Here is a 20,472-nt window from a genome sequence, read left to right on the forward strand (position 1 = left end):
CCTTCGCTCTCAGCGGGGCCAGGCTTCAGGAGGATCTATGTCCAAACCCGCCACCCGTCTCGAGCACGACCTGCTCGGCGACCTCGCCGTTCCCGCCGACGCCTACTACGGAGTCCAGACCGCGCGCGCGCTGGAGAACTTCCACATCTCGGGCGTCGAGCTTCGCCTGTACCCGGACCTCATCAAGGCGTTCGCGATGGTCAAGCTCGCGGCCGCTCGCGCGAACTTCGACTGCGGGCAGTTCGACAAGAAGATCCTGAAGGGCATCGAGGGAGCCTGCGAGGAGATCATCGCGGGCAAGCTCCACGACGAGTTTCGCCTCGACGTGTTCCAGGGCGGCGCGGGCACCTCCACGAACATGAACGCGAACGAGGTGATCGCGAACCGCGCCCTCGAGCTCATGGGAAAGAAGAAGGGCGACTACGAGGCCTGCGACCCGCACGACCACGTGAACTGCTCGCAGTCCACGAACGACGCCTACCCGACCTCCCTTCACGTCGGAATGGCGCTCGGAAACGTGCGGCTCGTCGCCGCGATGCGCGAGCTCATCGCCGCCTTCCGGAAGAAGGGCAAGGAGTTCGCGCCGATCCTCAAGATGGGCCGGACGCAGCTGCAGGACGCGGTCCCCATGACGCTCGGCCAGGAGTTCAACGCCTTCGCCGGGACGCTCGAGGGCGAGGTCCTCGCCCTCGAGCGGATCCAGAACGTCCTCTGCAAGACGAACATGGGCGCGACCGCGATCGGCACGGGCCTGAACGCGCCCGAGGGGTACGCGGAGAAGTGCACGAAGCACCTCGCGAAGGTCACCGGGTTCCCGATCACGCTCGCGCCGGACCTCATCGAGGCGACGCAGGACACGCAGGCCTTCGTCCTCTACTCGTCCTGCATGAAGAGCCTCGCGATCAAGCTCTCGAAGGTCTGCAACGACCTCCGGCTCCTCTCCTCCGGCCCGCGCTGCGGCCTGCGCGAGATCAACCTCCCGGCCAAGCAGCCCGGCTCCTCGATCATGCCGGGCAAGGTCAACCCCGTCATCCCCGAGGTCGTCAACATGGTCTGCTTCCGCGTGATTGGCAGCGACCTCACGGTCTCGATGGCGGCCGAGGCCGGGCAGCTCCAGCTCAACGTCTTCGAGCCCGTCATCGCCGCCTGCATCTTCGAGGCGCAGACGATGTTCATCAACGCGGCCCGGACGCTTCGCGTCCACTGCGTGGACGGAATCACGGCGAACCCGGACGTCATGAAGCACTACGTCGAGTACTCGATCGGCACCGTCACGGCGCTCAATCCGATCATCGGCTACGAAAAGGCGACCCAGCTCGCGGCCGAGGCGATGAAGACGGGCGCCGGGATCATGGAGCTGATCCGCAAGAAGAAGGTCCTCACGGAGAAGCAGATCGCGGAGGTCCTCGACCCGGCCGCCATGACGGGCCAGAAGCGCACCGGAAAGAAATGAGATCCCGGCGGACCGCACTCCTCGCCGCCGTGGGGATCGCGGCGTGCCTCCTGGCCCGGCCCGCGGCGGCCGAGGAGTGGCGGTCCTTCTCGGCCACCTGGTCGCTCTCGGGAGAGCGGACGTCCATTGCGGCCGAGGGCGGGCGCCACGCGGCGATCGTCCATGCAACAGGGTCCTTCGTGATCACGAAGGGCGACGTCGTCGGCCGCGGCTTCTTCGGCGAGCTGGTCGGCTTCGACGACGGTGGGTCTCTGCTCGTCGGGAGGGCCGTTTTCACCGATGAAAGGGGTGAAAGGGTCTTCGCCACGCTGAAGGCCCAGCCCCTTGCCACCGGCCGCACTGCCACCGGGACGATCACGGGCGGGACAGGGCGGTGGACCGACCTCGAGGGCGAATTCACATTCTCGTGGAAATCCGTCGTCGAATCCGATGACGACCAGATCCACGCGTTCACGGTGAACGTCGAGGGCCGGGCGCGCCGGGCGGAGAAGAAATGACACCCGCCGCGAAGGCCTGGGTTTCGCGCGGGGCCGTTGTCGCCCTCGGCGCCGCGATCTGGTTCTGGCCGGTGCCGGAGGGCCTCACCTCGCAGGCCTGGCACCTCTTCGCGATCTTCGCCGCGACGATCTTCTCCGTCATCGTCGGGGCGTTCCCGATCCTGACCGCGTCCGTCCTCGCCGTCGCCGTCTGCGTCCTCTCCGGCGTCCTCGCGCCCGCGAAGGCATACGCCGGGTTCGCGAACGGCACGATCCTCCTCATCGTCGTCGCCTTTCTCGTCGCGCGCGCCATCGTGAAGTGCGGCCTCGGCCAGCGCCTCGGCCACCTCGTCGTGACGCTCTTCGGGAAGTCGACGCTCGGCCTCGGCTACAGCATCTTCTTCCTCGACGCCGTCATCGCGCCTGCGTTCCCGAGCGACACGGCGCGCTCGGGCGTCCTCTACCCGCTCGTCCTCTCCCTCGCCGAGGGCTCGGGCTCGAAGCCGGACGAGGCGACGCGCAAACGCACGGGCGCCTACCTGATGTTCTGCGGGATGGCGACGCTCACGTGCTCGTCGGCGCTCTGGCTGACGGCGATGGCGGGCAACCCGCTCGGCGCCGAGATCGGCAAGTCGCTGGGCTTCAACGTGACGTTCGGCTCGTGGCTCGTCGCCGCGATCGTCCCGACGCTCGTGTGCCTCGCGGTCCTCCCGTACCTCATCTACAGGGTCCTTCCGCCCGAGCTGAAGGCGACGCCGGAGGCGCCCGCGGCGGCGAGGAAGGCGCTCGCGGCGATGGGGCCGCTGAGCCTGAACGAGAAGATCGTCGCGGTGACGTTCGTCGGCATGGTCACCCTGTGGGCGCTCGCCGGCACGCTCCACGTCGATCTCACCGCCGTCGCGTTCCTCGGCCTCGGCATTTTCCTCGCGGCGGGCGTCCTGACGCTGAAGGACATCGGCCAGCAGGGGGACGTCCTCGCGACGTTCATCTGGTTCGCGATCCTGTTCGCGATCAGCGGCCAGCTCAACACGCTCGGCTTCATGGGCTGGATCGGGCAGCGCCTCGCGGCGGCGCTCGGCGGGCTGCCGTGGCTCGCGGTGTACCTCCTCCTCGTCCTTGCCTACGTCCTCATCCACTACCTGTTCGTGAGCCAGACGGCGCACGTCCTCGCGCTCTTCGGGGTCTTCCTCGGCGTCGGGGTGCAGCTCGGCGTGCCGGTCGCGCCGCTCGGCTTCGCGCTCCTGATCTCGACGAGCTATCTCTCGACGATCACGCCCCAGGCTTCGAGCGCAAACCTCCTCGTCGTGGGCAGCGGCTACCTGACACAAGGGGAGCTCTACAAGCTCGGGACGATCACGACCGTCTTCAACGTCCTCGTCCTTCTCCTGATCGGAACTCCGTGGCTCCTTTTTGTGACGCGCTGAGATAGAACGTCCGCATGAAATACGTCTTCGACTCTCTCCGGCAGAACCCCGAGCTCGCCGTCTTCCTGACGCTCGCCCTCGGCTTTCTCGTCGGGCGTCTCAAGATCGGCACGTTCAAGCTGGGCAACGTCGTCGGGACGCTCCTCGCGGGCGTCGTCGTCGGCCAGATCGGCGTCCACGTGGACCCGGTCGTCAAGCTCGTCTTCTTCGACCTCTTCCTCTTCGCGACGGGCTACAAGGTCGGGCCGCAGTTCTTCCGCGGGCTCAAGAAGAACGCGCTCACGCAGGTCTCGCTCACGCTCGTCCTCTGCGTCACGAGCCTCGTGACGACGGTCGCGGCCGCGAAGGTCTTCCACTACGACTGCGGGACGGCGGCCGGCCTCATGGCCGGGGCGTTCACGGAGTCGACCGTCATCGGAACGGCGGGCGAGACGATCAACCGCCTGCCGGTCTCCGAGGCCGAGAAGAAGCGCTTGCTCGACCAGATCCCCGTGGCCTACGCCGTCAGCTATCTCGTCGGCACGGGCTTCGTCGTGTGGTTCCTCTCGGGCCTCGCGCCGAAGCTCCTGAAGGTGAACCTCAAGGAGGAGGCGAAGAAGCTCGGAGAGGCGCTTTCGGGAGGCGCCGAGCAGCGCGAGGAAGGCGTCCAGTCCGCGTACCGCGAATGGGACGTCCGGGCGTACGAGCTGCCGGCGGGCGCCGTCGGCAAGACGGTCGGAGAGTTCGAGAAGTCCTTCGCGCCCGATCGAGTCTTTGTCGAACGGTTACGGCGCAATGGGATTTTCTTAGAGGGTGAAAAGGGGATCGCCCTCGCGGCGGGCGACGTCCCTGCGATTGCGGCACGCCGCTCCGTCCACCTTTCTAAGAAATCTTCCTCTTCCTCTTTGTTCGGCGTTGAAGTCGAAGACCGCGAGCTTCTGGACTTCCCCGTGACCGTCGCTGATTTGGTCGTGACGAACAAGAAGATCGAGGGCCGGACGCTTGGCCAGCTCGCCGAGGAGCACGGGCACGGGCTTGCGCTCTGATTCAGTTCGTGCGCGGGACCGAGGAGATGCCCGTCTCGCCGAGCACGACCCTCGACCGCGGCGACCTCCTCCGCCTCGCAGGAGCGCCCAGGGACATGGAGCGCATCGGGAAGACTCTCGGCTACGTCGAGCGGCCCTCGAGCGAGACCGACGTGGTGTTCGTCGGTCTCGGCATCGTTCTCGGCGGGTTCGTCGGACTCCTGTCCGTCACGGTCGGGGGCCTCCCGCTCAGCCTCACGGCGTCGGGCGGCGCGCTCATCATGGGCCTCGTCTTCGGCTGGCTGCGCTCCGTCCGCCCGACGTTCGGGCGCATCCCCGAGCCCGCTCTATGGGTGTTCGACACGGTCGGCCTCGCCGTCTTCATCGGCATCGTGGGCCTGTCGGCCGGGCCGAGCTTCGTCTCGGGCATCAAGGAGACGGGGCCGAGCCTCCTCTTCGTCGGCCTCGTCGTCGCCGTGACGCCGCACATCGCGGCGCTCTTCTTCGGGAAGTACGTCCTCAAGATGAACCCCGTCCTCCTCTTCGGCGCCTGCGCCGGGGCCGGCACGGTCACGGCCGCCCTCCGCGGGATCCAGGACGAGGCGGGAAGCAAGCTTCCGGTCCTCGGCTACACAGTCCCCTACGCAATCGGGAACATCCTCCTGACCGCGTGGGGACCCGTCATCGTCATGCTCACGAAATAGGAGTCCTCACATGTCATCGAAACGCGTCGTCTCCGTTTCGCTCGTCCTACTCGTCGCTCTCCTCGTGGCCCCCGGCGCCTTCGCTCAGACGGCCGCCGCCCCTGCCGCCAAGCCCGCGCTCGCGCACGTCGTGATCCTCGCGACCGGCGGCACGATCGCCGGCGTCCAGCCGAAGGAAGGGGAGCCCGGTTACAAGTCTGGCAGCCTCTCGATCGACGCCCTCATCAAGGGTGCCCCCGGCATCGAGAAGCTCGCGAAGCTCGACGGCGAGCAGATCGCCTCCATCGGCAGCCAGGACATGAACGACGTCGTGTGGGGCAAGCTCGCCAAGCGCGCGAACGAGCTCCTCGCGCAGCCGGACGTGGACGGCATCGTCGTGACCCACGGGACCGACACGCTCGAGGAGACGGGGTTCTTCCTCGGCCTCGTCCTCAAGAGCAACAAGCCTGTCGTCCTCGTCGGCTCCATGCGTCCCGCGACCTCTCAGAGCGCGGACGGCCCGCTGAACCTCTACAACGGCGTCGCCGTCGCCGCGGACCCGTCCTCCCAGGGGCGCGGTGTCATGGTCGTCGTGAACGACGAGGTCCACACGGGCCGCGATGTCCACAAGACGCACACGACCTCCGTCAGCACGTTCGTCTCCACGACGCGCGGCACGATCGCGAAGGTTTACTACGGCAAGGTCCGGTACGGCTACGTCCCGACGTACAAGCACACGGTCACGAGCGAGTTTGCGAACGCGCCGCGCTCGATCTTCCCGCCGCGCGTCGACATCGTCTTCGCGCACGAAGGCTGCGACGGGACGCTCGTGAAGGCGGCCGTTGCCGCGGGCGCGAAGGGGATCGTCCTCGCGGGCGTCGGCGACGGCAACGCAACGACCGACATGATCAACGCGCTCTCCGAGGCCGCGAAGACCGGCATCGTCGTCGTGCGCACCTCGCACGTCGGCTTCGGGATGGTGCGCCGCAACGTCGAGCTCGACGACGACAAGCTCGGCTTCGTCGCAGGCATGGATCTCAACCCGCAGAAGGCGCGCGTCCTCCTGCGCGTCGCGCTCACGCAGACCAACGACGTCGCGAAGATCCAGAAGTACTTCGAAGAGTACTGACGAAAGAAAGGCGGCGTCAATGAGATCCGCGCTCGCGAGCGTTTCCGGCGCCGCCCTCGTCTGCCTGTGCCTCGCGGCGGGGAGACCGGCAGCGGCGCAGCAGTTCAACTCCGACAGCTACATCTCCAAGCCCCACGGCATGGTGACCTCGATCCTGACGACGGGCGAGCACACGACCATGTTCATGATGACGTTCTCGCTCTTCCCGAACTGGGAGCTCACGGCGGCCGGGTACTTCTTCAACACGGACGCGGACCGGAAGACGGCGGACGGGACCCAGGGCTCGCTCTACGCGAAGTACATGTTCTACGAGAACGCGGCGAAGACGGGCGGGTTCGCGGTCAAGGGCGGCACGGGGATGAAGCCGAGCTACATCCTCGACGGCGAGGGGTTCCAGTCGTCCTCCCAGTCGTGGTGGATGAATTCGGTCGCGACGATTCCGTTTTTCGACAACCAGCTGTCCTGGGACGTCCAGCCGGGCTTCAGCGTGACCCCGAACGCGGGAGGGACCGGGAACGACAAGTGGGCCTTCACGTACTCGACGCGCCTCGCCTGGTATCCGAAGGGGCCGGTCTGGGCGATCGTCGGCGAGGCGTTCGGCGCGACGGGCGAGGCGTACCTCGATCCCGAATACAACGTCGGACTGCGCTACGAACCGAACGCTCATGTGAACATCGCGCTCACGTACGGGGCGAAGTTCAACGGTTCGACGGGGCAGGGTTTTCAGATCGGCGTCATGCTGTTCAGTCCGCCGTTCCTGTGCTTCAGCGGCTGCAAGTAAAAGGGGCCCTCATCGTTTCGCAGACTCTTCTCAAGGCTCTCGACTTCGCGGGCGTTTTCGTCTTCGCGGTGAGCGGCGCGCTCGCCGGGGGGCGCAAGCGCCTCGATCTCTTCGGCGTGTTCGTCGTCGCCGTCGTGACCGCGATCGGCGGCGGCACGCTCCGGGACCTCCTCCTCGGCCGGCTCCCGGTGTTCTGGGTGCGCGAGCCGGAGTACCTCGCGGTCGTCGCCGTTGCCACCGTGGCGACGATTCTCTTCACGCGTCTCAGGATGCCGAAGGAGAACCGTCTCCTCGCCGCCGACGCGCTCGGCCTCGCGCTCTTCTCGGTGACGGGTGCGCAGATCGCCGAGACGGTGACGGACGCGAGGCTCGTCGTCGTCCTCATGGGAGCCGTAACCGCCGCGGCCGGCGGAATGCTGCGCGACGTTCTCTGCGGCGACGTCCCGATGATCCTGCACGGCCGCGAGCTCTACGCGACGGCCGCCCTCTCGGGCGCGGCGGCGTACGTCGGCCTCTCCGCGGCGGGCGCCGGCCGGCCGCTGGCCGCGGGTGTGGGAATTCTGACGACCCTCGTGCTTCGGGCGCTGTCGCTGCGTCGCGGCGTCGGCCTGCCCGCGTACCACCTGCCGAATGATTGACTCGCGCCGCGATCACGCAAAGGAACACCATGAACGACCGTCGCCCCGACCTTCCGCAGCTCGTCTTCGCGATCCTGATCATCTGCGGGCTGATCGCGCTCTCGCTCTGGATCATCGCGCCGTTCGCGGCGGCGCTCGTCTGGGCGACGACGATCGTCGTCGCGACGTGGCCGGTGCTCCTGAGGCTCCAGAAGCTCTTCGGAGGCCGCCGGGGTCCCGCGACGGCCGTCCTGACGATCGTCCTCCTCCTCGTCGTCGTCGTGCCGTTCCTCGCGGGGCTCGGGACGCTGCTCGAGAGCCGGGACGCGATCGCCTTGAAGGTCGACCAGCTGAAGACCGCTGAAGTTCCGCCCCCTCCCTCCTGGGTCGCGAAGATTCCCATGGTCGGTCCGCGCGCCTCCGCCGCGTGGCAGGACAACGCGGGAGCAGCCGTGCGGGATTTCGCGGAGAAGGCTGCGCCCTACGCGCGTCAGGCCCTGAACTGGTTCGTCGGCGCTCTCGGAAGCATCGGAGCGCTGTTCGGCCATCTCCTCGTCACCGTGATCGTCTGCGCCGTCCTCTACAACATGGGCGACGCAGCGGCCGAACGCGTGCGCCGATTCGCGCGGCGGCTCGCGGGGGACCGCGGGGACAAGGCGGTCGTCCTCGCGGGACAGTCGATCCGCGGCATCGCACTCGGCGTCGTCCTGACCGCGGTCGGCCAGTCGGTGCTCGCGGGCATCGGCCTCGCGATCGCGGGCGTCCCGTTCGCCGGCGTGCTGACGGTCGTCGCGCTCGTCCTGTGCATCGCGCAGGTGGGGCCGATTCTCGTCCTCCTGCCGGCGATCGTCTGGCTCTACGGAAGCGGCCAGGCGGGATGGGGGACGTTCCTTCTCGTCTGGACGATCCCGCTCATCACGCTCGACAACGTCATCCGGCCGATTCTCATCAAGAAGGGCGCCGATCTCCCGCTCCTCCTGATCTTCGCGGGCGTCATCGGCGGCCTCGTGTCGTTCGGCCTCATCGGGATCTTCGTGGGCCCGGTCGTCCTCGCCGTGAGCCACACGCTTCTCGAGGCGTGGATCGACTCCGGAGACGCGCCGGCGGCCGGCTGACTCAGCCCGCGTCCGGCGCTTCCGGCGGGGCGCCGGCGCCCTGCTTCGTGAGAAGCCTTCCGATGAGGACGGCGGGGAAGAGGACTCCGATCAGCGATTCGAGGTTGGACAGTGCGCGCGCGGCCGAAGAGACGGGTGTGATGTCGCCGTACCCGACGGTCGTGAGCGTCACGAAGCTGTAGTAGAGAAACGGCGGATACGAGCCCTCCGCCCGCGCCATCTGGAACGCCGCAGAGCGCAAAGACGCGAGGAATTCGTAGGCGCAGGCCCACGTGAGGCCGATGAGAAGGTACGCGACGACCGCGCCGACGAGCCGGTGCGACGTGACGGGTCCCGGCGAGAAGACACGGATGAGGGTGACGAGCGCGAACACGCCGAACGTGAGGCAGGCGGCGACGAGCCGCCATTTCGCGAGAGGGTCCGACGCGTCGATCTGGCGGACCATCTCGAGGGCGGTCGCGCTGCCCGCGAGGAGGGCGACGAATATGGCCCCCCAGACGGTCTTGGCGACGACGAGCGCGCCGACGACGAAGAGAAGGAAGGAGAGCGCGGCTGCCGCGATCGCGAGGCCTGGGAATCCGTCCTTGAGGAGGGGCGCGACGAACAGGTTCGCGACGAGGAGGACGAGGAGGAACGAGAACCCATCCTCCCGCTCCCAGACCGAGGTCGTCCTCCGGATGAGGCGCCGCATCGCGTCAGAACCGGAACCGCGAGCCGAGCTGGATCTGCGTCGCGGTTCCGCTCTGGAGGTCCTTGTTCACGCGCATGCCCGTAAGGAGCTCCGCGACGAGATCGAGCCGCGTGATCGGCGACCACGCGAGGTTGAGAGAGAAGCGCCGCGTGTACTTGAGCGCGTCGTTGGGCTGATTGTCGAGGACGTTTACCCACACCCAGCCCATGGTCATCGTGGAGCGGAGAGTCTTCGACCAGGCGTGCTCGTAGCCGAGATAGGCGGCCGTGACCCCGAGGAGGGTCATGTCGCCCGTCGCCGTGTCGAAGTACGCGTCCTGGCCGCCCGCGGCGCGAAGGTCCGTGATGTAACGGCCGATCCCGTTCCCACCGTAGAGGGAGAACTTCACGTCGTCCGTCTCGGCCCACCAGCCCGTCCGAAGGACACCGCTGAGTCCGAGGCCCAGGCCGCCCCTGGATGCGGTCTGATTCGGGTCCAGGTCCGACTCGGCGCGGATCTGCCGGAGCAGGAGCGCCAGCTGCACGTGCCCGAGCTGGCCGAGGACGGGCAGCGACCCCTTACCCTTGCCGGGGTCCCAACGCGCGCGGAAAACGAAATCGGGGATCAGGTTCACGCCGGAGGCGTTCGTGACGTCCGGCGCCGGGTTCTCGATCGAGGCCGCGAACGTGTAGGCGTCGCTGAAGTTCGTCGTGTACCGGATCTGCGGCTGGCGGAAGAGCGAGATCGCGTTCAGGCCCTCGTTGTCGATCCCGAACGGCTCGGCCTCGGGATCGGAGAACGTGGACCAGGTCTGGCCGAGGATCCAGTGGTCCCACTGGCCGAACGCGTGGCGGAGGACCGCGTTCGAGTTGATGTCGAACCCGACCTCGATGAAGGCGCGCATTGCGCCCACGCCCGTGGGCGTCCGGAAGTCGAAGTTGAACCTGCTGGCGTTAGCCGCAAGGGTCGTGCGCGCGCCCTTGCCGGCCGCTTCGCTTCCCTCCACGGGGATCGACGACGTCACGAAGCGGTCGTCGGTCCCGATCGCGTCGAGACTTTCGACCGCCGTCACGCGCACCTGCCCGCCGAGCTTGAGGGCCGCGTCCGTGCCCGGAATGCGGAACGAGCCGGGGAACTCGCCGACCGAGACCACGTCCTCGGCTTCCGGGAGCTTCTTGACCTCCGTCTCGAGCTGCTTGAGCCGCGCCTCGAGCTCGGCGGACGCCGGCGGTTGGGGCGTCTCCCGCTCCATGGCCAGCAGCCGATCCTGGCTCGCCTTGGCAAGGGCCTCGAGCTTCGCGAGCCGCTCCTCGAGGGCGCGGATCGTCTCGTCCTGTTTCGCGATCGTGGCGTCCTGCTCGGCGAGGCGCTTCTTGAGCGCCTCGATCTCGGCCTCCGTGGCGGGAGCGGATTTCTTATGAGGAGATTTTGAAGATGAAGATTTCTTTGAAGGGGGCTCTTAGGCGACGCAGCCGTCTGCATCGAGGGGGCCTCCTGAGCGGGCACCGCCGCTTGCGCTCTTTCACTCGAAGAAATCTCTTTCTTCTCGTCTTTCTCCTGAGCCCACGCGAGACTCCCCGCCAACGCAGCGAGCGTCGCGGCGATGAGCGGCAGGCGTCTCACGCCTGCGGCCGCTCGATTCCGAGCTTCTCCATGCGCGAGCGCAGCGTACTGCGGTTCATTCCGAGGCGCTCGGCGGCGTTGCCGCGGCCCGCAATCCGCCAGGCGCAGTCGCCGAGGACTCTCAGGATGTGCGCGCGCTCGACGTCCTCGAGGCTCCAGACGCCGGATTCGCCGCGCGCCCGTGCCGGGACGGCGAACGTGCGCTCGTCGAGGATGAGCGCCTCCCCGGGGCTGAGGATGAGAGCGCGCTCGATGACGTTCTCGAGCTCGCGGATGTTGCCGGGCCAGTCGTAGCGCTGGAGCGCGGTCATCGTCTTGTCCGGGATCCGCGTCACGGCGCGCCCGAGCGTCGTCCGCTTGCGGGTCACGAAGTACCACACGAGGAGGGGGACGTCCTCGCGGCGCTCGCGGAGCGGCGGGACCTCGATCGGGAAGACATTGAGGCGGTAGTAGAGGTCGGCGCGCCAGCGCCCCTCGGCGACGGCGGTCTCGAGATCGCGGTTCGTGGCCGCCACGACCCGGGCGTCGGTCTTGATCGTGTGAGAAGACCCAAGGCGCTCGAACGTCCCTTCCTGCAGGACGCGCAGGAGCCGTCCCTGGATGTCGGCCGGGACGTCGCTGATCTCGTCGAGGAAGATCGTGCCGCCGCTCGCGACCTCGAAGCGCCCGAGGCGGCGCTGGAGCGCGCCGGTGAACGCGCCGCGCTCGTAGCCGAAGAGCTCGCTCTCGATGAGCGTGCCGGGCAGCGCCGCGCAGTTCACGGCGACGAACGGCCGCTCCCCGCGGGCGCTCTTCCGGTGGATCGCGCGCGCGAGGAGCTCTTTCCCCGTGCCCGTCTCGCCGGTCAGGAGGACGGCGCTCCCCGTCGGCGCGACCTGCTCGATCATGTAGAGGACTTCCATCAGGGCGGGGCTGCGGCCGACGATTTCGTCGAAGCCCTGCGCGTCGCGGACCTCTTCCCGGAGAACGACGTTTTCGGCATCGGCGCGCTCCCTGAGGCGCGAGATCTCGGAGAGGCTCGCGCGCAACTCGAGCTCCGTGTGGGCGCGGACGATCGCGCTCGCAAGGATCTCGCCGAAGAGCCGGAAGCGCCCGACGAGCTCCGGCGTCCATTCGCGCTCCGCGACGCTGGCCGAGAACGAGAGGAGCCCGATCGGCCTTTCCCCGACACGCAGGGGAAACATGAGGTTCGACGTGATGCCGTAACTCGCCACGAACTCGCGCTCTTCCGTCCAGGCCTCCGGCAGCTCGCCCGGCATCTTCATCGCCCAGCCCTGGCCCTGCCGCGCGCGTTCGATCCAGTTCGGCAGCAAGGACGTCGGCCCTCTCTTGACCCCGGGGAACGCGGAGAGCGGCCACAAGGCCGCGATGTTCGGAGCCCCGTCGGCGCCGAAGAGAATGACGGCCCCCCGGTCAGCGCCGCAGAAGAGGGCGAGGCGTTCGATCGCCCCGTCCAGCTCCGCCTCGAACGTCTCGACCGGTGCCGCGAGGAGCCTCGCGGAAACCTCCGCGAGCTTCGCCTCGAAGTCGCTCGTGTCGACGAGACCGCCGGAGGTCATGGGGACATATCACCATAGGTGGCGAAATCCCGCATTGATCTCGCCGCATCATCTCCGATCGGTTGACCGAATGATTCAGCAAACTCATTTACCTGGTTCCGTTTGAGGCCCGAGAGTGCCGTCCGGGGAGAGCGGTACGGGGTTAGCATCGTGATGCTCGAAGCTAGAATTGCTGAGGCTTCTGGCCGAAGAAAAGAGGTATTCGATGAAAAGGTTCGTGTTCGGGGTGGCGCTTGCGCTCTTCTTCCTCGCGCTCGCCCCTGCGTCCGCTCTCGCCACCGACGTCGCCTTCTCCGAATTTCCCGAAGCCGTGGACAAGCCCGTCGTCATCCAGCTCGCCGGCGTCTGGAACTCGTTCGACACGCAGGCCCGGTTGGACGTCTCCCGGGGCGGGCTCGCGACGATCGGGACCACGCTCGACATGGAAAAACTGTTCGGCGTGCCCACGACCCAGGTCGACTTCCGCGGCGACGGCTCCTGGCGCTTCTCGAAGCGGAACTACATCGACTTCGGCTACTCGTCTCTGAACCGCTCCGGCACGCGCGCGATCGAGGAGGACGTCGTCTGGAACGGTTACACGTACAAGGCGGGCGCCACGGTCGACGGGAAGTTCGACAACTATTACGCGTACGTCGGCTGGCACTACGACATTTTCCGGGCCGACAACATCAAGGTCTGGACGGGCCTCTCGATCGCCTATGAGCACTTCGAGACGGGCCTCGCCGGCCAGGCCTCGATCACGAACCCCGACGGGACGATCACGAAGGGCGCCGTCGTCGCCGACTACAGCGTGGGCCTTCCGGCGCCGCTGATCGGACTTGGAGTGTCGGGAGCGATCTCGAATCACTGGACGTTCGACTTCTACACGCGGGCGATCGGCTTCAGCTCGACCGACATCGCCGGGAGCATCCTGGAGGCCGGGCTCTCGTTCGGGTGGTACCCGACGAAGAACTTCGGCGTCGTCGGCGGGGCGGACGTCAACAGGCTGTCGATCCGGAAGTACAAGAACGACAACCAGACGATCTCCGCGAGCTACGTCTACACAGGCCCGCGCCTCGGTCTGGTCGTCGGGTTCTGAAGTGAGCCGCGCCCGGGTTTCCACCGTCCTCCTCCTGGCCGCCGCTCTCGTGGCGCCGCCGGCGGCGGCGTGGATTTACCCGGAGCACCGGAACATCGCGGGCAGCGCGTTCGAAGGCCTCGACCCCGCGCGAAAGGCGGCGCTCGAGAAGCTCTGGGCCGAGGCCCGCAAGGGCCACGAGGACCGGCTGTGCGAGAAGCCGTGGGCCGGCGACCAGGGAAACAAGCCGGCCTGCATCGACCTCGCGGCGTTCCCCGCGCTCGCTGGAGATCACTCCTGCTCGGGTGATCAGTTGCTCAACACCGTCCTCGAGACAAAGTGGGTCCTCGACGTGGCGGCGGTCACGTCCGTCCTCGACAAGGGGCTCGCGACGGCGAAGAACAAGAACGAGGCGCGCAACCGCCTTACCAAATCCGACCTCGAGCTCCAGCGCAAGGACCCGGAATACGCGACCCGAGCGGGCTCCAATAACGTTCATTTTCTCTTGACCCGCGACACGGACGACGTCACGGAATTCCTCGTCGCGAGCATCAAGAAGGACGTCGAGCTGAACGGCCTCGGGGTCTGGGCCCGCTACCACGTCGCGGCGATGCGCCTCGCGCACGAGCTCGAGGCGGGCCGCGTGCCCGAGGACAAGCGGCCCGCTGTGGCGCTCACCGCGCTCGCCGCCGAGGCGTTCGGCGACCACTTCCTCGAGGACGCGTTCGCGTCCGGGCACGTCGCCGGAACGTGGGGGGACGTCGCGACGCGCAAGGGAACGCACGACTACTACAACCAGAACGGCTTCGACGCCATCACGTGGAGCGGGAAGCCGATGCTCCTCTTCGGCGACGCGAACATGAAGCCGGCCGACCTCGCCCGGACGGCGGCGGCGGTGCGTGAGAGCTTCGAGCAGCTCCTCGACGCCGCATCGCCCGGCTGGGCCCTTGCGGGCGAGGCGGACGCGGTCTCCCTCGACTGGTCGAAGGCCGTCCCGGCCTTTGACACGTGCAAGTCGACCAAGATGCCCTCCGGGGAGGGCGTCCCGCTGTCGTTCTTCGAGAAGGAGGGCGTTCCGATCCTCCTCACGACGCCGAAGCCCGGCCGCAAGCCGCCGGAGGGCGCCATGCCGCGGTTCCGATCCGAGATCGGCCCATTCATCGGCCTCGCGGCGGGGCTCTCGGCCGGCTGGGCGGACGGCGGGATGGAGTCGACCGAGTCGGTGGCCCGGGCCGGCGGCACGATGGAAATCGGGGCGCGCGCGGGTCTCGGGCTCGAGGCGCTCCTCGGCGATGCGGGCGACGGGCAGATCTTCCTGCAGGCAGGCGTCCTCCAGGAGATCGGGTCCAAGAACGTCTGTGCCGACCCGTGCTCGGGTTCCGGCCTCGTGGCAAACCTCGCGCTCAGGACGCCCGCGCGCAAGGCGATCGCGACGCGCATCCGGATGCCTTTCTGGCTGATCCCCGGCGACCTCATCCTCGCCGCGCCGATCCTCGGGTTCCTGGCGCCGAAGACGTACGAGAGCATGGCGATGGTGGCCGCGAGCGGCGGCGTCATTCCCTGGCAGACGGGCCTCTCGACGTTCCTCGGCCGGGTGCAGTTCATTCTGGGGCGGGAAGTCGGCGCCTCGTTCTTCGGCTACTCGGGCGGCGAGGATCAGCTCTTCGTGGCCACTCCCGGGTCCGGCAGCGGCTCGTTGACGGCGATCTCGCTCCGGTCGATCCGCTGGGATTTCCCCATCGTGGAGGTTCGTCCCTTCCGCAGCTACGCGACGACGCAGGCGGCAGCCGTCCTGATCCAGATCGGCGCGGCATTCGACAAGCCCACGAAGATCACGGTCGAGGCTCCGCCTGGCGCTGCCGCGCCGTATCTGAAAACGTCGTCGTCCGTTTACTTGCGACTCGCCTTCGACTGGAGGCAGTACTTCTGATGCGCCGCGGGGCTGTCGTCGCGCTCGTCGTGGCGGCGGCCCTGCAATTCGTCGCGCCGGGGACGCTCGCGCAGACGCCTCCCGAGGGCGAGCAGGCGCCGCCCGCGAAGCGCTCGCTCTTCAAGGACTCCGAGGACGGCGCATTCGACGTCGGCCGCTGGGCCGCGACGCGGACGGGCATCCTCCCGATCCCCGTCCCGATCACCGAGCCCGCGGTGGGCTACGGGTTGGCGCTCGGGCTCGTGAAGATCCACGGCGGGGGACTCGCCGGGACGAAGGACGCCCCGCTCGGCGTCACGGGCAAGCCCGTTCCGGCGGACGTCTCGGCGCTCGCCGGCGCCGCGACGGAGAACGGAACGTGGGCCGTGGCCGTCGCGCACCTCGGTTACTGGGGCGGCGACCGGTGGCGGTACACGGGCGTCCTGGGCCGCATGTCGCCGCAGCTCGACACGTACGACGCCGAGGGGCGCGCCTACGGCTTCAACCTCGACGGCTGGGTCGTCTACCAGGAGCTGAAGCGGCGCGTGGGGCGGTCGAACCTCTTCCTCGGCGCGCGGTTCGTCTGGATGGACACGACGACGCGCTTCGACGCGGAGATCGCCCCGCCCGACGTCCCGAGGCCCGAGTTCACGAGCCGCGACTCGGGCCTCGGCGCCGTTGCCGAGTTCGACTCGCGGGACAACACGTTCACGCCGAACCGGGGCGTGCAGGTCAAGGCGTCCGGCACGTTCTACGGGCCGTACCTCGGCGGCGACAACGACTACCAGCGCTACACGTTGGACGGGTTCTTCTTCTGGGACGTCGACCCGCGGCTCGTCCTCTCGACGCGCCTGAGAACGCAGAACGTCGCGGGTAACGCGCCCTTCTATGCGCGCCCGTTCATCCGGCTGCGCGGCATCCCGGCGATGCGCTACCAGGGCGAGACGGCCGTGTCGCTCGATGGCGAGGCGCGTTGGGCCCTGACGAAGAGGTGGTGGCTCGTTGCGTTCGCGGGCGCCGGCTGGACGGACGCCGGCACGGCGCGCGCCCTCACGGACGAATCGGTCCACGCCGGCGGCTTCGGCTTCCGCTACCTCGTCGCCCGCAAGCTCGGGATTCTGGCGGGGCTCGACGTCGCGAAGGGTCCGGAGCAGTGGGCTCTCTACGTCGTCTTCGGAAGCTCGTGGTGAGGCGAGGCGCGCGGAAAGCGCGCGCGCCGATGCGGGTGGACGCGACTTAAGACCTCGCGGTTTCGCGCGGACTTTCCCCGAACAGACCACGATACTGGGAGCTGAAGCGGCCCAGGTGCCAGAACCCGTGGTCGAGAGCGACACGTGCGATGCGCGTCGTTGCGCCGCCGGCGCGCGGGCTCCTCAGGACCCGGCGCGCCTGGTTGAGACGCAGGCGCCGGAGATAGGTCGCGGGCCCCATGCCGAGGATCTCGTGAAAGGCGAGGCTCAACGTCCGCCTCGGGACGCCGCATGCGGCACACAGGTCGCCCACCTGCAGCGAGTGATCGCCCGCCTTCCCGACGAGCTTTTCCGATCGGCGAACGAGGTCGGTAGCTTGGGCGAGCGGTCGAACCGGCGGCGCCGGCGACGCCTGCGCAAACGCACCGAGGAAGCCGTCGACCAGTTCGTCCTGGATCGCGGTGATCGCCGCCGTCGACCTCCGGACCTGCTCGTCGGATCGCAGGATTTTCGCGGCCTGCCGGAAGCGGACGACGAGGTCGCGTCGCGGGGCGCCGCGCGGTTCGCAGACGCTCCATTCCCGCTTCAGGAGGCCGGAGGCTTCCGGGAACTGCCGCTTCACGATTGTCTCGAAGAGGCCCTGGCGCAGCGCCACGCACACCACGGAGAAGTTCCGGCCGTAGAGTCCGTCGTGCTCGGCGCCCGGCGCGTGGGCGAAGATCGTCCCGGTCCGGACCTGGGTGCCGTGCTGAAACGAGCGGGTGCCCGCGCCCGTGACGACGCTCAGGGTCCACATCCCCTGCGGAAACCGTCCACTGCCCCGCAGGGGCAGGTTGGTCTCCACCCAGGAAACGCCTCCGCCGGGCAGCCCGGCACGCAGGTGATGACCCCGCAGCGGCCCGGGCGCCAGCTGCGACAACTCGACGTCGGATCCGCGCAGCACCGCGGCGTAGGACTCGGCGTCCGTGATCTCGTAGTCGAGAAACTCGGTGGTGACGGCCATCTTTGACGGGCGTTTGCCCGAAACGGATAGAGCCCGAATCGAACGAATGCTATACGAGACACGTACTCAACTCCCCAGGAGGCCGGCATGACGCGAAACGCACGACTCCGCAACGCAAGGCTCGCAGCCATGGCGGCCCTCGCCCTGGATTGCAGTTCGGCCCCGGCGCAGGAGCCCAGCCGCAACCTCCCGGCGAAACGGCTCGCAAGCCGATCGAGGCGAAGAAGCCCGATTACTCGCCGTACCCGGACCGGAAGATCCCGGCGCGCGTCCTCTGGGGCGTCGCCCACGTCCACACCGGCTTCTCCTTCGACTCGGGAATGTTCGGGGTCACGGTCACCCCCGACGACCTCTTCCGGGTCGCGACCGGCGGGGAAGTCGTCATGGACAACGGCCAGCGCTTCAAGCAGGACCGGCCGCTCGACTGGGTGTCCATCACGGACCACGCCGAGTACATGGGCATCTCCGACCAGATTCGCGCCGGCAGCCCCGAGCTCCTCGAGAACCCGCAGGGCAAGCGCTGGTACGAGATGTCGCAGAAGGGTCCTCAGGAGGGCGTCAAGGCCGCCATCGAGGCCGTCGTCTCCATGCAGTCTGGTAAGCCGGTGTTCGACGCCAGCAAGCTCGTCGGCTCGGCCTGGGCGCAGGCCACCGCGGCGGCCGAGAAGTGGAACAAGCCGGGCGTTTTCACGACGCTGCACGGCTTCGAGTGGACTTGCGCGCCCGGCGGCAACAACCTGCATCGCACCGTGATCTTCCGCGACGGCGCGGACCGCGTGAGCCAGGTCATTCCCTTCTCCACCTTCGACAGTCAGGACCCGGCGGCGCTCTGGAAGTACATGGACGCGTACGCGAAGAAGACGGGCGGCCAAGTGCTCGCCATCCCGCACAACGGCAACCTGAGCAACGGCATCATGTACACGGCGGAGACCTTCGACGGCAAGCCCATGGACCGCGCCTACGCCGAGGCGCGCGCCAGCCACGAGCCGCTCCAGGAGGCGACGCAGATCAAGGGCGACAGCGAGACGCACCCCTATCTCTCGCCGGAGGACGAATTCGCCAATTTCGAGAAGTGGGACTTCGATTTCGAAAAGAAGGCGCTCGCGAAGAAGAGCGTCCTCCACGCCAACTACGTCCGCTCGGCGTTGAAGCTGGGACTGGAGCTGGACGCGAAGCTCGGAGCCAACCCCTACCAGTCCGGCATGATCGGCGGCAACGACGCGCACGTAGGCGTCGTCACCACGAGGGAAGACAACTTCTTTGGCGAGTTCGCGAACGGATTACCTTCGCCGGACCGCTGGAAGGCGCCGCTCCTCGCGGGCGAGGACGGCAAGGTGCTGATCTCGATCTGGAACGAACAGGCCGCGGGCCTCGGCGGCGTGTGGGCGACCGAGAACACCCGCGAAGCGGTCTGGGACGCGCTGAAGCGCAGGGAGGTCTACGCGACGACGGGCGACCGGCCGACGGTCCGCGTCTTCGCGGGCTGGGACTTCACGCCGAAGGACCGCGACCGCTCGGACTTCGCGGCGAACGGCTACGCCCACGGCGTGCCCATGGGCGGGAACCTCCGCGCGGCGCCGGCCGGCAAGCGGCCCGTCTTCATGGTCCAGGCGCTGCGCGACCCCGAAGGACCCAACCTCGACCGCGTCCAGATCATCAAGGGCTGGCTCGGCAAGGACGGCAAGACGCACGAGCGCATCTTCGACGTCGCCGTCTCCGGCGGGCGCGCGATCGGCCCGGACGGCCGCTGCAAGACCCCGGTCGGCAACACCGTGGACATCGCGAACGCGAGCTACACGAACACGATCGGCGCCGCGTCCCTGTCCGCGTACTGGAAGGACCCGTCATTCGACGCCACGCAGCGCGCCTTCTATTACGTGCGCGTGATCCAGATTCCCTCGCCGCGCTGGACGGCCTACGACCAGAAGCGTTACGGCATCAAGATGCCCGACTACGTTCCGATGACGGTCACGGACCGTGCGTACACGTCGCCGATCTGGTACACGCCGGCGAAGTAGGCGGGATGTCCACATTCATTCGTAGTCTCGGGTTCGCGGTTTCGCTGTCCCTTCTCGCCGCGGGCGGCGCGTACGCACAGTCCGCGGAGTGGAAGAACACGGCCGAGGTCTATTTCCTGGGAGGCGCGATGTCCGGCACGGCAGTTGCCGGGCCTGTCGAGGCCGAGGTGGACCTCTCGGCGTCCCAGCTCATCGAGAACCTCCAGTTCGGGGCGATGCTGAACTACCGCGGCGAGGCCGAGAGGTTCGCCGTGACCGCCGACGTCATCTTCATGGGCCTCGGCGCCTCGCGTGAGAGCACGCTGCAGACGACGAAGGTCGACGTGGACGAGTGGATCGTCCAGGCCCACGGGAGCTGGCGCGTGACGCCGGTCTTCGAGGCGCTCGCGGGCCTGCGATTCACGTCGGTCTCGGGCACTTCCGTCCTCACGCCCGTGCGTGGGAGCTTTCAGTCGGCCGGGTTCTCGAAGAGCTGGCTCGACCCGATCGTCGGCGTCCGCGCGAAGACGCCGATCGGGAAGGGGTGGTCTCTCGAGGGATATGGCGACATCGGCGGATTCGGAGTCGGGTGCGACCTGACGTGGATGCTCCAGGGCCGCGTGAACTGGCAGATCTCGCGTGTCGTCGGCGTCGGCCTCGGCTATCGCGCGCTCTATCAGGACTACGGAACCGGAAGCGCCGCCGACGTCTTCGTGTGGAGGGTCACGGTCCAGGGGCCGGTCGGAGCCGTCAACATCTCGTTCTGAGCACTCGGGCAGGGA

The 20,472-nt window shown here is 68.0% G+C and carries 17 protein-coding genes and 1 pseudogene; 14 read left to right on the forward strand and 4 right to left on the reverse strand.

Annotated elements, in window-relative coordinates:
• Positions 1-37: 37 nt before the first annotated feature.
• The 9 genes from IPL89_06735 (at position 38) to ydiK (ending at position 8,682) form a co-directional block, all read left to right on the forward strand.
• The gene (locus tag IPL89_06735; GenBank protein ID MBK9062878.1) at positions 38-1,453 is read left to right on the forward strand and encodes an aspartate ammonia-lyase; all 1,416 of its coding nucleotides are present in this window, start codon (positions 38-40) and stop codon (positions 1,451-1,453) included.
• Positions 1,450-1,950 carry a hypothetical protein gene (locus tag IPL89_06740; GenBank protein MBK9062879.1) on the forward strand — a complete coding sequence of 167 codons (501 nt, stop codon included), beginning with the start codon at positions 1,450-1,452 and terminating at the stop codon, positions 1,948-1,950. The genes IPL89_06735 and IPL89_06740 overlap by 4 nt, the downstream gene beginning before the upstream one ends.
• Positions 1,947-3,353 (forward strand): DASS family sodium-coupled anion symporter, encoded by a 1,407-nt coding sequence (locus IPL89_06745; GenBank protein ID MBK9062880.1) that lies wholly within the window; start codon positions 1,947-1,949, stop codon positions 3,351-3,353. The genes IPL89_06740 and IPL89_06745 overlap by 4 nt, the downstream gene beginning before the upstream one ends.
• Before the next feature lie 14 nt (positions 3,354-3,367).
• Positions 3,368-4,378 carry a hypothetical protein gene (locus IPL89_06750; protein MBK9062881.1) on the forward strand — a complete coding sequence of 337 codons (1,011 nt, stop codon included), beginning with the start codon at positions 3,368-3,370 and terminating at the stop codon, positions 4,376-4,378.
• An 8-nt stretch (positions 4,379-4,386) separates the two neighbouring features.
• Complete coding sequence (locus IPL89_06755; protein MBK9062882.1) at positions 4,387-5,061, forward strand: hypothetical protein; 675 nt, start codon at positions 4,387-4,389, stop codon at positions 5,059-5,061.
• 10 nt (positions 5,062-5,071) lie between these two features.
• Complete coding sequence (locus IPL89_06760; GenBank protein ID MBK9062883.1) at positions 5,072-6,169, forward strand: type II asparaginase; 1,098 nt, start codon at positions 5,072-5,074, stop codon at positions 6,167-6,169.
• A 64-nt stretch (positions 6,170-6,233) separates the two neighbouring features.
• On the forward strand, positions 6,234-6,950 hold the full coding sequence (locus IPL89_06765) for a hypothetical protein (protein ID MBK9062884.1): 717 nt from the start codon (positions 6,234-6,236) through the stop codon (positions 6,948-6,950).
• Entirely contained in the window at positions 6,941-7,588 is a 648-nt protein-coding gene (locus tag IPL89_06770; protein ID MBK9062885.1) for a trimeric intracellular cation channel family protein, read from the forward strand. Before IPL89_06765 ends, IPL89_06770 begins: the two co-directional genes overlap by 10 nt.
• A 29-nt stretch (positions 7,589-7,617) precedes the next feature.
• Complete coding sequence (gene ydiK, locus IPL89_06775) at positions 7,618-8,682, forward strand: AI-2E family transporter YdiK (GenBank protein ID MBK9062886.1); 1,065 nt, start codon at positions 7,618-7,620, stop codon at positions 8,680-8,682.
• Between the two features lies 1 nt (position 8,683).
• Here ydiK and IPL89_06780 read toward each other — a convergent pair whose 3' ends face one another.
• From IPL89_06780 to IPL89_06790, 3 genes are all read right to left on the reverse strand, one after another.
• Positions 8,684-9,373, reverse strand: coding sequence for a hypothetical protein (locus IPL89_06780; protein MBK9062887.1), 690 nt, complete (start codon positions 9,371-9,373; stop codon positions 8,684-8,686).
• Between the two features lie 4 nt (positions 9,374-9,377).
• Positions 9,378-10,604 carry a porin gene (locus IPL89_06785; protein ID MBK9062888.1) on the reverse strand — a complete coding sequence of 409 codons (1,227 nt, stop codon included), beginning with the start codon at positions 10,602-10,604 and terminating at the stop codon, positions 9,378-9,380.
• Positions 10,605-10,971: 367 nt separating this feature from the next.
• Positions 10,972-12,534, reverse strand: a complete 1,563-nt coding sequence (locus IPL89_06790; GenBank protein MBK9062889.1) for a sigma 54-interacting transcriptional regulator — start codon at positions 12,532-12,534, stop codon at positions 10,972-10,974.
• Between the two features lie 205 nt (positions 12,535-12,739).
• Between IPL89_06790 and IPL89_06795 the strand changes: the two genes are divergently transcribed.
• The 3 genes from IPL89_06795 to IPL89_06805 are packed head-to-tail and all read left to right on the forward strand — an operon-like array spanning position 12,740 to position 16,690.
• The gene (locus IPL89_06795) at positions 12,740-13,612 is read left to right on the forward strand and encodes a hypothetical protein (protein ID MBK9062890.1); all 873 of its coding nucleotides are present in this window, start codon (positions 12,740-12,742) and stop codon (positions 13,610-13,612) included.
• Between the two features lies 1 nt (position 13,613).
• Complete coding sequence (locus tag IPL89_06800) at positions 13,614-15,521, forward strand: hypothetical protein (protein MBK9062891.1); 1,908 nt, start codon at positions 13,614-13,616, stop codon at positions 15,519-15,521.
• Entirely contained in the window at positions 15,521-16,690 is a 1,170-nt protein-coding gene (locus tag IPL89_06805; protein MBK9062892.1) for a BamA/TamA family outer membrane protein, read from the forward strand. Before IPL89_06800 ends, IPL89_06805 begins: the two co-directional genes overlap by 1 nt.
• 46 nt (positions 16,691-16,736) lie before the next feature.
• Here IPL89_06805 and IPL89_06810 read toward each other — a convergent pair whose 3' ends face one another.
• Positions 16,737-17,693 carry a helix-turn-helix domain-containing protein gene (locus IPL89_06810; protein MBK9062893.1) on the reverse strand — a complete coding sequence of 319 codons (957 nt, stop codon included), beginning with the start codon at positions 17,691-17,693 and terminating at the stop codon, positions 16,737-16,739.
• A gap of 87 nt (positions 17,694-17,780) precedes the next feature.
• On the opposite strand from IPL89_06810, the pseudogene IPL89_06815 reads away from it, so the two are divergent.
• Together IPL89_06815 and IPL89_06820 are read left to right on the forward strand one after the other, a co-directional pair.
• Positions 17,781-19,711: pseudogene (locus IPL89_06815) on the forward strand (DUF3604 domain-containing protein).
• A gap of 5 nt (positions 19,712-19,716) precedes the next feature.
• The gene (locus tag IPL89_06820) at positions 19,717-20,457 is read left to right on the forward strand and encodes a hypothetical protein (protein MBK9062894.1); all 741 of its coding nucleotides are present in this window, start codon (positions 19,717-19,719) and stop codon (positions 20,455-20,457) included.
• Positions 20,458-20,472: the final 15 nt, after the last annotated feature.

Source organism: Acidobacteriota bacterium (genome assembly GCA_016716715.1).
Lineage (GTDB): Bacteria > Acidobacteriota > Thermoanaerobaculia > UBA5066 > UBA5066 > Fen-183.